The sequence below is a fragment of the Capilliphycus salinus ALCB114379 genome (assembly GCF_047276495.1).
GTDB classification, from domain to species: domain Bacteria; phylum Cyanobacteriota; class Cyanobacteriia; order Cyanobacteriales; family Microcoleaceae; genus Capilliphycus; species Capilliphycus salinus.
In genome coordinates, this window is the sequence record NZ_CP178543.1 from 2,277,189 (window position 1) to 2,291,962 (window position 14,774).

Annotated in this window: 8 protein-coding genes; 2 read left to right on the top strand and 6 right to left on the bottom strand. The window is 43.3% G+C overall.

Features of this window, described 5'->3' with window-relative positions; all coding sequences use genetic code 11:
* Nucleotides 1-99: 99 nt before the first annotated feature.
* Nucleotides 100-1,998 (bottom strand): FAD-dependent oxidoreductase, encoded by a 1,899-nt coding sequence (locus ACL6C3_RS09435; RefSeq protein WP_413166911.1) that lies wholly within the window; start codon nt 1,996-1,998, stop codon nt 100-102.
* 147 nt (nt 1,999-2,145) lie between these two features.
* On the opposite strand from ACL6C3_RS09435, the gene ACL6C3_RS09440 reads away from it, so the two are divergent.
* Nucleotides 2,146-3,720: an SLBB domain-containing protein gene (locus ACL6C3_RS09440; RefSeq protein ID WP_413166912.1), complete on the top strand. Its 1,575-nt coding sequence runs from the start codon at nt 2,146-2,148 to the stop codon at nt 3,718-3,720.
* A 303-nt stretch (nt 3,721-4,023) separates the two neighbouring features.
* Nucleotides 4,024-6,300 (top strand): GumC family protein, encoded by a 2,277-nt coding sequence (locus ACL6C3_RS09445; protein ID WP_413166913.1) that lies wholly within the window; start codon nt 4,024-4,026, stop codon nt 6,298-6,300.
* A gap of 404 nt (nt 6,301-6,704) precedes the next feature.
* On the opposite strand, the gene ACL6C3_RS09450 is transcribed toward ACL6C3_RS09445, so the two are convergent.
* The 5 genes from ACL6C3_RS09450 to ACL6C3_RS09470 all read right to left on the bottom strand — a co-directional run bounded on the left by ACL6C3_RS09450 (nt 6,705) and on the right by ACL6C3_RS09470 (nt 14,673).
* Nucleotides 6,705-7,721 (bottom strand): alpha/beta fold hydrolase, encoded by a 1,017-nt coding sequence (locus ACL6C3_RS09450; RefSeq protein ID WP_413166914.1) that lies wholly within the window; start codon nt 7,719-7,721, stop codon nt 6,705-6,707.
* Nucleotides 7,722-8,055: 334 nt separating this feature from the next.
* Entirely contained in the window at nt 8,056-8,295 is a 240-nt protein-coding gene (locus ACL6C3_RS09455; protein WP_413166915.1) for a hypothetical protein, read from the bottom strand.
* A 490-nt stretch (nt 8,296-8,785) separates the two neighbouring features.
* Nucleotides 8,786-13,840 (bottom strand): sacsin N-terminal ATP-binding-like domain-containing protein, encoded by a 5,055-nt coding sequence (locus tag ACL6C3_RS09460; protein ID WP_413166916.1) that lies wholly within the window; start codon nt 13,838-13,840, stop codon nt 8,786-8,788.
* Nucleotides 13,841-14,113: 273 nt separating this feature from the next.
* Entirely contained in the window at nt 14,114-14,461 is a 348-nt protein-coding gene (locus tag ACL6C3_RS09465) for a type II toxin-antitoxin system PemK/MazF family toxin (RefSeq protein ID WP_413166917.1), read from the bottom strand.
* A complete protein-coding gene (locus ACL6C3_RS09470; protein ID WP_413166918.1) occupies nt 14,458-14,673 on the bottom strand; it encodes a hypothetical protein in 216 nt (71 codons plus the stop codon). The genes ACL6C3_RS09465 and ACL6C3_RS09470 overlap by 4 nt, the downstream gene beginning before the upstream one ends.
* Nucleotides 14,674-14,774: the final 101 nt, after the last annotated feature.

Genomic DNA, 14,774 nt, shown 5'->3' on the forward strand with positions numbered 1-14,774 from the left:
AACGGTATTTATCCTTCAATTCTCGCCCCTGATTCAACAGAATGATCGAGGATAAACGATCAATTCTCAATTGAGTTCATGGGCTGTGGGGTGGGAAAATTAATTCGGGTCAATCGCCTCAACAATCAACCAATGACCCGCCGGATTGATTCGTCCTTTGACCGAAATTTGAGAATTATTTGCATACTGCTGTAACTTTCGATCAACTTCCGAATCGAGGGTAACGAGCGTCCACGTTTCATCGGGTTTTTGTGGCGAAAAAAAGAGAGTTATGGTATAATCTTGTTCTTGGCGGCGATGAAAAATTCCCTGAAAATAACTGCTATCTTCTTCTACTTTAGCAGTTGATAACGGCGCAGAAACGATAGAATTAACAAGAACTGGATTTGAGCGTTTCTCCTGAAAAGTCGGAAAAGACAAGTTAGAAAAAATCGGTTTGAATGATTGCTCTAAATCCCAATAACCCTGACTCGGATAAGCTTGTGGATGTTGCAGATAATAACACTGTTTCTCGACCCAATCCGGACAATTTGGAGATAAATTAAAAAATGGAATCACAGCAGCAGGTGCAACCGGATCGTGTAATAATTCCTGTTGTAGCCGACGAACCGATAAACTTCGGGGTTGACATTTAGATTCTACACACAAAGCCGCAGCCATTCCAGCCGCTTGTCCGATACCTAAAACAACAGGTTGCAAACGAGTCGCCCCGTTAGCAATATGAGACACCGAGATATTTTTCTCAGCCACCAATAACCCCTCAGTTTCGACTGGAATTAACGCCCGATAGGGAATGGTAAACGGCGTACCCGTCCAACGCCCTCCCCATCGCAAATACTTGAGTTTAACCGGAAAAATCCCTTCAGTATAATGATGATCGTTAGGATAATTGCCGATCGCGATCGCATCACATTCGCCTGTTGTATCATTAAGAGGTAGAGGAGCAACTTTCCCACCCGGCATCGGCAAAATATCCTGTTCCCGAATGGTGGTTAACCCCTGCAACCGTCGGCTTTCCCGATAATACAAATGCAGGGCGAAAGATGTATCGAGAGGATTAAGCGAATTAATCTTATTAGTCGGTTTTTGAGGCGGAAAAGTTCCCGATGCCAAACCATAGCGGCGCCCGAATTCCATTTGAATAAACCGGACAAAACTTTGAGTATGCCATCGGCTTTCTTGAAAAAACTCTTGCTGTTGAGTCGGAGATTGAATTAAACGATTTAATCGGACTCCGTAATCATTCCCCCGACAAGGCCAATTAATCATCATTAATCCGCCCGGAAGCCGACCATAATTGAGAAATTGTTCGGCGCCGTACCCATCGATAGCGCCCACAAATTTGTCGGGATTATCTATAGGAGGGGCGGGAATTTCAGGAGAAACGGCATTTTCGCCAAAATCCCGTAAAATTGCTACCCAAGTGGGGGCTTGTACCGGAGAAGATTTTGTTAGAGAATTATCAATGATCGGCGCACTGGGTTCTTCCCACTCGGTTTGCAACTCCCAACCCCAACGATAGGGAACCTCCCCAAGCGCCAACAAATCACCGAGTTCGGTCGCATCTACAGTAATTTCAGCATAAACAGTAAACTCGGAAAATCGCACCCCGATAACTTTGTTGTCTTGTTTGAGGACTTCTTGGGGTTTGTAGCCGGAAATCCAGTGTAAATTGGGTTGAGTCGATACCCAGTCTGCAAAGATTTTCGCCCCGACCCGGGGATCAAAGGTGAAAAAACTCACCCAACCCCAATCCAATCCCTGCGGGTGTCGGCGTTTTAACTCTTGTAAAAAGGCGCCCCACAACCCGGTTTGAAAGGCGGTTAATTCGTTACCATCCGGCGCGGATACGCCCGCTGAGGTGAGCATTCCCCCCAACCAGGTGAATTCACTGATTAAAATAGTATTGGCGCCTCGACGGGCAGCTTGCAGCGCAGCAGCAACACCGCCTGTTCCCCCACCAACGACTAAAACATCGGCAAAAAATCGGTCGGTCATGGTTGTTTTTGGGGTAGGGGCTACGACAACAAATTAGCTTACCATTATTAGCCGATTCTGGCTTTTTGGCAATGGGTTCGAGAGCAGCTTATATTAGGAAACGCAGGGTAGCAACGTAATGATGCGAGCAGTCGAAATTTAATCGAGATGAAAACCTTGAGCTATTATCAACATCGGTTTGGAAAAACGAGTCTGGGTTCTGTCGTGCTTCTGGGATGGTCTGTTCCCCTGATGGTGGGAGTTTTGGGAGTTCAGGACGCCAAGGCTCAATTTCTTCCCCCCAAACCCGTTCCGGTTCCGGTTCCGACTCCGACGGTAAATCCTGCACCGACACCCATTTCTGACGGGTATATTCTGGGAGTGGGCGATCGCGTACAGATTGATATTTTTAATGTTCCTGAGTATAGCGGCCCCAACGGTCAACATCAAGTTTCGGTGGATGGTTCGTTGAATTTGCCTTTGGTGGGAAGTGTTCCCGTGCAGGGGTTAACAACGGAACAGGCGACGGAAGCGATTAAACAGCGCTATGCCGATTATTTGCAACGGCCGATCATTTCCCTGACCTTGCTTTCGGCGCGTCCGATGCAAATTGCGATCGCCGGAGAAGTACAGAGTCCGGGGGCTTATACGTTCTCGGGAGTTGCAGGCGGTAACGCTATGCCGGGTAGTTTAGCACCAAGTTCTGGCGGTTTGCAACTGCCTCGGGTGACGCAATTATTGCAAATGGCGGGAGGGGTGACGCCGCTGGCGGATATTCGCCAGGTGAAAATTCGCCGCAAACAGCCCGATTCTCCGGTAGAACAGATTATTAGTGTCGATTTGTGGGAATTGCTGCAAAGCGGAGATTTGCGTCAGGATATTACCCTGCGAGATGGGGATACGGTTTATATTCCCACCGTAACCGATATGAACCGCGTCGAAGCCCGTCAGATGGCGGCGGCGAATTTTGCCAGTTCTACCTCTCAACCGATAAGTGTAGCGGTTGTGGGGGAAGTGAACCGCCCGGGAACTCATACGTTAACGGGTTCTCAAATGATGCCGTTACCGGACCCGGAAAACCCCCAACAACCGATGGCTTCTGTCAGTATGGAAGGGATGGGAGTGTTTACGGTGACGAGGGCGCTGAAAACCGCAGGCGGAATTACAGAAATGGCGGATATTCGCAGTATAGAGGTTCGTCGTCTGAGTCGCACCGGCACCGAACAGGTGATTGCGGTTGATTTGTGGTCGCTGCTGCAAGAGGGGGATTTAACTCAGGATATTGTACTGCAAGCGGGGGATACGATTGTTGTGCCGGCGGCGACCGCTTCGAGTTTTAATCAGTCTGATGATGTGGCGATGGCGAGTTTTTCTCCCGATACGATTAAAATCAGTGTAGTTGGAGAGGTGATGAGACCGGGGCCAATTCAGGTGGCGCCGAATACTTCTCTCAATCAAGCGATTATGGCGGCGGGAGGATTTAATCAGTCTAGAGCGAATAAAAAAACGGTAGAATTAATTCGGATTAACTCCAATGGAACGGTGAATCGACAGGCGATTACGGTTGATCTTTCTCAGGAGGTGAATGATCAAAATAACCCGATTTTGCGTCCGAATGATGTTGTTGTAATTGGACGTTCTGGAAGCGCCGCCTTTCAAGATGGTGTCGGCGGGGTTTTAGGAAAGTTAGGCCCGTTTAATGGGGTTTTTGGCATCCTGAGATTTGTGGGAATTTTAGATTAGAAAGTTTAATTTTATTGTTGTGAGGAGCGGACTTGACTCGATTCTGGACGGAGAGTTTAAAATGATAAATTCTGGTAATTTTTGCCTGTTTTATCTTGATAAAATTGGGAAAATGTTCTAGTCAAAAAAAAATATTCTGAACACTTGAATCGGTGTCATTATCAGGATATGATTGAGAACAACACTCCTATTTACAGTCAAAGAATCGGGTTGAATTTGTTATTTTATCGGTTTCAGTTCTGTTGGTCGTCCATTTGGATAAACCTCGATCAAAACACTTAATCAACAACGGCTCAAACTACAATGAACACAGGGAAAAATATTCAAGTCTCAGTCTTTCATCCTCAGAAAAACATTCGTAATTCTGCACAAACTTATCCCTTACAACCGGGTACATTTGTCTATAATCCCGATTTTTCTTCTCAACCGCCTTCTCGGAGTAATAATCAATTCTGGAAATGGGTTTGGCGACGGGCAATTTTAATCTTAGGAATTACGGCGGCGACCACATCGGGAACTTACCTGTGGACGAACCATCAAACCCCAGAATATCGGGGTTCGTTTCAACTGTTTATTCCCGAGAATTCAACCCCGGAAATGGGAGAAAGTCAGTTAGAAGACTCGACCCCGGAGTTGAGTTATGCGTCTCAGGTAAAACTGCTACAAAGTCCGAAATTAATGTCGGGAATTGTAGAACAAATTAAAACCCGATATCCCGAAGTGAACTACAGTGCGTTATTTAATCAAAAAACAGGTCAAACCGCTTTTGAACCCGATAAATTGACCATTACTCCCCTTCCCGACACCCGCATTTTAGAAGTCAGTTATCGGGATACCGAACCGCAAAAAATCCAGTTTATTCTCGAAAATATTGCTAAAAGCTATATTGATTCTAGCCGTCAAGAAGAACGTTTTGACCCCAACAAAGAGAAACTGAAGTTAATTGAAGCCCAACTCAATCCGTTACAATCTCGGGTAGACACAATTAAAAAAGAACTGTTGAATTTGCAGCAGCAACATACCTTTATTACTCCCGAGATTAAAACCAAACAACTCACCGAACAAATTAGTCAACTCGAAGCCGAAAAACTAGAAACCCAAGCCCAACTCGAACAGCAAAGAGCAGGTTATTTAGTGTTGCAAGAACAGTTGGGACTGCAACCGGAACAGGCGATGTTAGCCTCGGCTTTAACCCAATCTCCCCGCTATCAAGCCCTATTACAAAAGCTGTTGGAACTCGAAACCAATATTGCCATAGAATCGGCCCGGTTTACCAGTAAAGCACCCCAAATTCAAGCGTTACTCGACCAACGCGAACAAATTTTACCGCTATTGAGTCAAGAAGCCGAACGGGTTCTCGGACAGGATTTAAACAATATTGACCCGGAAATTCTCTCTTTTCAAGACTCGATTCGCATGGGATTAATTCAACAATTAGTCACATCGGCGAACCAAATTGAAATGTTGGAAATTCGTACCCAAGTTTTGGATAAAGCCGCTCAAAAATTAAATCAATCCGCCCAGGCTTTTCCCTCGGTCATGCGACGTTATAGCGATTTAGAACAAGAATTAGAAGTCGCGACGAACCGTTTAAATGATTTGACCCTGCGGCGTCAAGAACTGCAATTGGTCGTAACTCCCCCGCCTCCTCCGACTTGGGAATTAATTGCAGAACCTTCTATTCCCCGCAACCAAGAGGGCGAACTGATTAGCATTTATCCGATTGTACCGTTAAATTTGGCGCTCGGCGGACTGGCGGGAATTGTTTTGGGGGTGGCTGCGGCCCAGTTGGTGGAACGTTTGGATAATGTCTTCCACAACACCAACGAAGTCACCGACCGGGTACCGCTTCCCCTGTTGGGTGTGATTCCCGCCAGCGATGAGGCGTTGATGCTGCCCTCGGCGACGACACCCCGGATAGCGGTTTCGACGACTCGAACCTACGAACCCAGTTGTACGCCGTTTCAGGAGGCGTTTCGGTCTCTCAATGCCAATCTTCGCCTGTTGGACCCGGAAAGTCCGGTTCGTTCCTGCGTGGTGAGTTCCGCGACCCCCGCAGATGGGAAGTCTACCGTCGCGATGAACCTGGCGATGGGGGCGGCGGCGATGGGACAACGGGTGTTGTTGGTGGATGCGGACCTGCGACAACCGAAAGTTCATCGGATGTTGCAGTTGTCGAATGATTTGGGTTTAAGTGATGCGTTGATTCAAAATTTGCAGGTTGAGGAGGTTGTTCAACAAACCCTCAGCGATGAGAATTTCTTCGTGTTAACTGCGGGTCAACCCATTGCGGACCCCACCCGGTTGTTATCTTCGCGGATAATGCAGGAGTTTATGGGTAAGTTGGCGGAGAAGTTTGATTTGGTGATTTACGACACGGCGCCGCTGTTGGGCTTGGCGGATGCGAATTTGTTGGCGCCAAATACCAACGGGTTGATGATGGTGGTTGGCGTCGGTAAAACGGACCGGGCGGCGGTTGATTTGGCGCTGCGAGAATTACAAATGGCGGGGGTTCCGGTGTTGGGAATGGTCGCCAACGGAGACAAGCAAGAACGCAAATATTACGCCGCTTATTATTAATAAAATCCCTTGTAGGGGCGCAAGCGTTGCGCCCTTCTTTAGGCGTTGGGTTTTGTCCCTCAACCCAATCTACAGTGGGGTGCATCAGATAGAAAAAAAACGGTCTCTATTGTTAACAAGACTGTCAAGGATGAAAAAAGGCTTCCTCAATATCTAGTTGCAAAAAATTATACCGCTTCGCGCAAGGCACTCATGCAAAAGGGAGGAATTTGCCTAGTCCAGTAAGGCTTTTTACAATTCTGTATTTCCGGGGATTGGTAAACATACGACTCGCGACCTGCTATAAGTGTATCATATCATAAAACTGCTCAGATAATGGGTTGATAAACAAGTGATATAAGTATAGAGGATTTTACCTCAGTCAATTAATCGATAAGGCTCCAATATTTATTAATCATAGTTACTCACTCTTTCTGTCTAATTTTATCGGATTGCTGCTTACTAAGATTACTAATTAATTGTTCAATAGCAGCAAGAATTACTTGAGGTTCATCTATCCAAACAAAATGACTACTCCCAGAGGCGGGAAGCTGACTTACATCTTCAGAAAGTCTTAGTAAATCGGTGTGCATTTTTTCTCGAAATTCCTCGACTTGATTGAGAGGTAGATAAAAATTCCAAGGGGAACGTTTAAAAAAAGTTTTTGCTTTGATACTAATCAGGGGAATTTCTCGAAAAGAATTTGCTACTTTAACTTGACTGGCACTTTTTTCCAAATTCCACAGTTCTCTTGCCATGGTCAGCCAATGTTTTGGACGATAAAAAGACTTTTTAACCCGCTCTAAAACTTCCGGAGAAAATTGACGCAAATCAGGTTTTATGAACTCAAAAACTTTGAGATGTCCTAATAATCTAACCAATCCTAATATTGAACCTAAAATCGACATCAAAAATCCGGACAAGAAAAATAACTTAATTGCTTTTAAAGCCATAGGAAGTTTTAACATGAATGTTTCGGACAAACCATCGGTTAAAATCATACCTATAACTTTCTCCGGGTAATAGTGAGCGTATAACCGCACGTTATAGCTCCCGAATGAATTGCCAACTAGAATATAAGGAGGCTCGATTTCGGCTCTTTCCAACAACTCATTTAACTCTCTAACAATCGATTCAGTACAACGGGGTTTAGAACTCGGTTCACTCCACCCATATCCGGGTCTGTCATAAATACAAACTCGTGTTATTTTAGCGATTTTATCAATTAAGAAATAGCCATCAAGCCCACCTAAGCTATGATCTAAAATCACAGTAGGGCTACCTGTTCCTTGAGTGTATAGATGTATTTTGTAGCCATCAATGTCAATGAGTTGACCCGGTGGAGCTTGTTGATTTTCAAGCCAAGTCTTGCCGAGATGATAGCTCGTGGTAAGACTGAGAAACGCCAGCCGAATTAAATTAAACCCAAATTGTTCGCTCATAGGTAAATTAAGCTTAAAACTGAAAATTATAAGATTTAAAATCTTATAAGTTTTAGTATAATTTACCAAGGATTGAAAGTCGAAAACTTTATCTGCTTCCCCCGCTTCCCCTGCCTCCTCCGCTCATCATTCGTAGCAACAATTTAAGTATTTAATATTACGCCGCCGGAAAAACCTGAGAACCCAGAGATGAGTGTCATCGGTACACTGCCGATGAATTGGCAGTGACGGCGTAAACTCGCGACCCTTCGTCAAACGACCCTCTCAGTTAGCAACGAACATACTCTCACCAACAGTTCCTCGCGATCGCCAAAGATCTAAACAGCCGATTCGCTTAAGAAACGGCAACTTTATAATTGCGCTGTTCCCAATTCTGACTCGTTGTCCAGAAAAAGGTGAACTGAATTGGGGTTTGTTGCTCCTGTGAAATAGAGATATCTACATACTCTATGTTTAAAGCTGTGGAGGTAGACGGCGTATCTTCGACCGTTTGCCAATCATCCTTTGACCAGCGAAGCCGAAAAGAATTTACGGCTTGAATTCGCAGAGTTACACCTTTGTTGATTTGAGCCACCTGGCGATTGAACTTCCAAACCTCTAGTTTCTAGAGTAGGGTGCATCAGATAATCAAGTTCATGGTTGAATTTTTAATTCTAGGGTCTGATGCACCCTGCATTCAATTCGGGTCTGTAGTTGGGTTTCTAGAGTAGGGTGCATCAGATAATCAAGTTCATGGTTGAATTTTTAATTCTAGGGTCTGATGCACCCTGCATTCAATTCGGGTCTGTAGTTGGGTTTCTAGAGTAGGGTGCATCAGATAATCAAGTTCATGGTTGAATTTTTAATTCTAGGGTCTGATGCACCCTGCATTCAATTCGGGTCTGTAGTTGGGTTTCTAGAGTAGGGTGCATCAGATAATCAAGTTCATGGTTGAATTTTTAATTCTAGGGTCTGATGCACCCTACATTCAATTCGGGTCTGTAGTTGGGTTTCTAGAGTAGGGTGCATCAGATAATCAAGTTCATGGTTGAATTTTTAATTCTAGGGTCTGATGCACCCTACATTTAATTCGGGTATGTTTTTACTGTCGGATAACTGCTATTAACAATTAAATTCCAGTTCAAAATCAAATCGTTAGAATCGACAGCAAATTTAACGCCATTGTTCAACTCGGCTTTTTGTAGCGTTTCCCAAACTTCCCGAATTTGAATTATTTCAGCAGCAATATTTGGGTTGTCTGCGGAAAAACAAATCATCAGCAGTTCAGCCGTTGGAGTTTGTTTGAGAAAAGACCATTCTTCGTCTCGCAGAGATAGAGTTATAGAACTCGAATTAACCGCTTTAACAAGAACTTGAATGTCTGCTAAATTTTCTCCGCGACAACACCAATCAAAGGTTTTTGAGTTCCCCACAATAATATTATCATAGCCAAGCTGTTGATACAAGCTTTTCGCCAATTCTTTTGCGGAGGTTATCTCTAAATTGCCTGCTTCTGAGAGTTCAGAAGTCGGTAAACTGCAAATTCTCAACTCATCCAAAAGCGGGTGTATTTGAGTCGGTTCGGTATCAATTAAATTCGCCAGGGGTAGCAAGTTCTCCAAGCCAAACTCGCCGAAATGATGGTTCAAGCTTTCCGTTAAATAAGATAGCATAATTTGGCGGTTCGGATGATTGAGAATGTAAAAGGTATTTTGTTCGGAATCAAAATAATCCGTTCCCGGTACGTCCGACGCAATTGGCAATTCATCGGGTAGAAATAAGTTCACGCTAATTTGACTTGCGGGTTGAACTTTGACTTGGGTTAAAAAGTTGCTATCGCAGATAAACTCTATATCCTGTTCGTGAACGAATAACCGCTTTAATCCCTGCAAAAATTGGGGGGAATTGAGGGTAAATTGCCAACGCTGACACCACTGCAAATTTTGAGAATGTGTTGGATTAATTGTCGTATTCACATTAACGGGTTGTTCGCTAATATCTCGCAGCAAAGAAAGACTTCCGCTTCGTTTGGCTAATTTTGCGGAAACTTGAGGGTGAAGAAGGCGTTTGGGTTCAATATAGTCTTTTCGCCAGGGTGCATCGGGAATTAAGATTTTTGTCGCTTCACCCAAAGTATTTGCTGCTGTTAACAACAAAATATTATCAATGGATTTTTCCTCCAAATCTAGCTGCAATTCCAACCGCTTTAACACCTGAATTACACAGTTGATATCTTCTGAGTTTAGAGAATTATCGTGGTATTCTTCTCCGAGTTCTTCGATAAAATCTTGGTAATCTTCTACGGTTGGAGACTGACGCTGACCCAAAAGTTGATAAACTTCTCCAATTTGATGAGAAAAGGAAATGGTAATCCGACGTTTACCGAAAAATGGAACGGTTTCAGTAAAAACATCAAAGGGTTTCCAGAATGTTTGACTGGACTCATCCCACAAACAGCAACACCATTCAAAACGTTCTCGAATTTTCTGGCGTTGTTCCTCTGTTGTTTGGCGGTTATCAACAAAATTTTTGTAGAGATATTGATAAATTGAACCAACAGACTTGAGAAAACTTTCGGTTTGTTCGGTTGTGGGTTCGTCGAGATTTTCCCAAGTTTGAATCACCGCTTCAAAATGGTTGAGAACTTCTGCGGAGGAAAGGGGAATAAATCCCAGTTTTTGCAGAATATTTTGAGTCTGTATCTTTGAAACTGGAAAAATAGGCTTCTGACTCGCCACCAAACAAGCCTCATCAACCCAACCCAGTTCATCGGCTTTGTACAGTCTATTTTCTGGATAAATTGCAGCCGGATATTTTTGTATAAATTCGGGATTTCGTTCAACCGCTAACCAGGCTTTTTCTCGCAAGGCTTCCGCGAGAGTTTTGCTTCCATTATTAACTCGAAAATCCAAAATATTGCCATTGTTCACAATGTATGAGAATATTTCTAATACAGCATCTCGAACCGCATCCCCTCCCAAACGGCTGGCGGTTTGGATAAGCTGTTCAATACAGGCGAATATATCCTCAGCGTTGGGACTATCTTGCATTCCCAGTTGAGAGAAAAACTTCAGCCAATTTTCGAGTCCTTCCGAATAAAATTCGATATCGGGAAATATCGCTTGATTTCCTAAAATTGTTTTGACAATTTCCCGATCTGGATGGTAGATTATGTTAGGCGATCGCAATCGTCCATCGTTACACCGAACTAAACGGGCTTTTTTGATTTTATCTTGCAGTTGATAAAAGTCACTAGGATTTTCTTGCAACTCGGATTTAACGCTGTTTAGATTATCTCGAACCCAACCCAAAGCCATCAACTGTTCTTCGTCGGAAAGGTAAGGATATTCTCGCAGCAAACAATCTTGAATAAAGGTAATTTTATCCAAAACCGGAACTTTCAAAAGTTGCAAGAATGTCAGCCATCTTGTTTGAATGCTTCCCAACTTCAAAAGTTTAAGTTCACCGCCAATTTCCGGGGGTTGATAGCCATCTTTGGGAAGATAAACCGGTTCGTCGGTTAAGTTGACAACCTCATCCGCAACGGTGAGATAAATGGGAAGTTGACGCAACTTTTCCAAGCTTTCATCATCGTATTTGTTGTCTCCCGACAGACATTTTTTATCCGCCAAAAAGTCCAGCAATACTTCACAATGTTCGGGATGATAGGGTGAAAGTCCTGGTTTATAATAATAGTGAATGCTATCGACTACATCGGAACCTGTTACAAACCAAATCAGTTGATTAGGCTGTTTTTTTGCAAAATCTACAATAGCTTTTTGCAGCTTTGGCGATGCGTTAACGATTTTTACGCCAAAATATTGTAAGGATTCTAACGTTTGCTGACTGATATTTCCCGAAATTGAATTATCATAAATTAGCGGTGTTGTCACCGAACCTCCCCGATAGAGTTTTCCATCTGTTGCGGGAACGAGGGGAATTGTTTTCAGTTTTTCTTGAACCTTATCAGCATCCCTAGAAGGGAAGTAATGTGTAAAATACTGATAAACTTTCGTTAGCCATTCGGCGTTAGGAAGTTCAGTATTATCGGAATCCCAAGCTAAACCCTCAGTATCTTGATTGTCTAAAATTAGAGTTAATTTACTCGCAACTTCTAAAGGAGTCATTTCCGAAACGCCTTTATAGTTTGTTGAGACTATTCCTGACAAATTCGGACGAAGGAACCATTCAGGATAACTCGCAAAAATTTCTCGAACTAGGTTTATCTGAGTCTTGTCAATATAAAGACGAGCGTTGTCAACATAAACCGTTCCCGTTGAATTATATCCGAAAACTTCTAACTTGTTATTCGCCAAAACCGCCAACGGTAAACCCCGCAAATCTCGACAACCATCGTTCACACAATATCGGAGTAAATGGTAAATCCAATCAAACCGCTTTAAACAGGGTTTGGGAGCATCCTTTAACTCAACATTCAACGAACGATGTTCAATTAAATGCTGTCGCAAGTCTGCGGCTGAAAAAGGTTTTATTGGACAATTTAAAGCTTTAAATTGTGAAAGAATCGCTTGGGGTAATTCTGGTTCGGCGATATCAATCTTTTCAACTCTTAGCGGTTCCAATAACTGTTTATACCACTCTCCCGTCAAAGTTTTAATAGTATTCGGAGAAACCCAACGGGTGCTTGAAATTACCTTAATATTGTCTTGGATTTCAAGTTCCGTATGTTCAACCGCAGAACGAACGACGGGTTTACAATAAAGAAGCCGAATGGTATCATCGTGGAGATGTTCTAAAGCTTTGCTGCTGGTAATTTTTTGAATCGGCCAAAGTTGATAATATTCTTGAGGATTATACTGTCCTAAATCTTCGACCAAATCAGCAATTAAATTTGCACAAGCGTGGGAAACAACATGGCGAACTAACAACTGATTCCAAATCGCTCGCGGACGGTCTTTTCCGGTTTGTCCAAGGTCGCTGCTGAGGTTATCTCGGGAACTATTTAAGTTAAAAAATCCGTTAATATGTATCGGAAACTCCGTCTCCAAAGGAAGCGGTAAAAAGCAATAAACTCGCCCCCGAATGGGTTGTGCTTTTTCCCCCTGACAAGAAGTAGAAATTCGAGCCGCAGCCCCCGCCCAAGGTAACACTTTCTCCCGACTTTCATACATAGCGGTGATAACATTTGCGAGTTCTTCCCCCTCGTCAATTCTCATCACTTGAGCAACCCGCCAAATTGATGTTATTGTTTGGGTTAAACTCACCGTTTCGATTTCGTGGCGATAGGAAATATTAGCCAAATATTCTTGATGGCGACAGCGTTCAATTAGGTGATTAAAATCCTCGGGAATTGCATTGAGAATGGTTTGGCGTGCTTCTTGAACCGTCTGATAATTTTTGGTTGTGATTCTTAAAAGTTCCTCCCGTGTTCCATCCCCATTCGCCGGAATTTCATAAACATGAATAGACTGAACCGACTTGAGAAACAACAACAATTCTTCGCCGCAGGTGATTAACTCCTCCAAAAGTTCTCTAACATTTGACTCGGTAAATGCTTGCTTGCGAATTTCGCTTTCTTTCGCCTGTTCTTCGGTTCTTAGCGGTAAACGAAATAACGTTCCTTGAAAATCTTCGCTATTTTTGGGGAGTCCTCCCGCTTCATAAACTTTTAAAAAATCGGGATATTTTTCCCACCATCCCGCAGCCAAAAAATGCCATTCTCGCCCCGGTTCCTGTTTGGAAGTCCCCGGAACTGCATTTCCGTGAGGGTCAAAAAAGATTAGGCGATTTCGAGAGATAAAACTCGGATAGTCGGTCACGTGATAAACGGCGTTAAATCCCACGCCAAACCGCCCCGTTTTTTGTAAATCTTGTGCTTTTTCGCTCTGTCCCAAACTGCGAATACTGTTAAAATCTCGCTCGGTAAATGTGCTATTATTATAAACGAGCATGGCAGGCCCCAACAGTTTAACCATCCGTTTGTCGGGGAGGTTGGAAGCAGAATGAGTCCGCCAGTCGAGGGTAATTTCTACTTGGGTCGCCCTCGCATCATCCGCATTTTGAATCAGTTCTTTAACGATACCAACGCCTTCGGGATAGTCTCGAATAATTCCCCGCAAACGAGCAATTAAAGGTTCAAACTGATAAAATGAGGTTCCCGTGAGTAATTCGTCGCTCATCGCCGTCATGCTTCCTTCCCTGATGTTTTTTGAGTTGAAGTCTTTCTCAATTAAATTTAAACGAAAAAGAAGCAAAAGTCTTCAGTAGAAACACGGAAAAAATAGACCAATTTTTATTGAATTATTGAGGTAAATTCCGAGATTTTACCGGTTGGGTCAGGTGCATCATAATTTTTGAGACGAATTGGCGATCGCATTGTTACTCTTCGAGATTGTACCGTTCTATCAGTTTTTGAATGTCACTTTATTCTTAATAGCGGTCAATGACTTAAACTAGAGATCTAAGCAATATCGTACAGCATTTTCAATTTCTAGCATCTTCTTCTCCGAAAGCCTACCTGATGGTTGTTCGGGAAATCGTTTGGGGTCGAGTGAGCGAATTTGAAAACACAGAAAAACGGTTTCAATTGGCAATCCACTTTCTGCTGGCGACACTCGAATATTTGTAGGGTAATCTTTTGTAATGTTAGCCCCTTTTGTCCCAACCACTACTGTAATAACTAAAGGAAGACGATTGATCTGATCGGATGAAAGAATCAGTACGGGTCGTTTCCCCGCCTGTTCTCTACCTTCTACAGGACTTAAATTGACAAAATAAATTTCGGAGCGTTGAGGACTCATAAATCTGATAATCCATCCATCTCAGTGAATACAAACTCGTCATTAATTGCGATTAACTCGGCTTGTACTTCCGGATCGTTTGCCATTTCGGATAGTTCGGCTTCATCCATTTTTCTTAACTGTTGAACAATTCGCTCTAACAGCCAAAGCTTTTCTCCGAAAGACAAACTAGAGATGGAATGTTCAAGGTCTAACAATTTTTTCGGTATCATTTAATTAATTAATCCTTGACATACAATTTGACATGACTATACACTTTAGCATTTGTAACTCGGTTGGCATTATCGGTTAATTTTGATCAAGGTCAACCGCG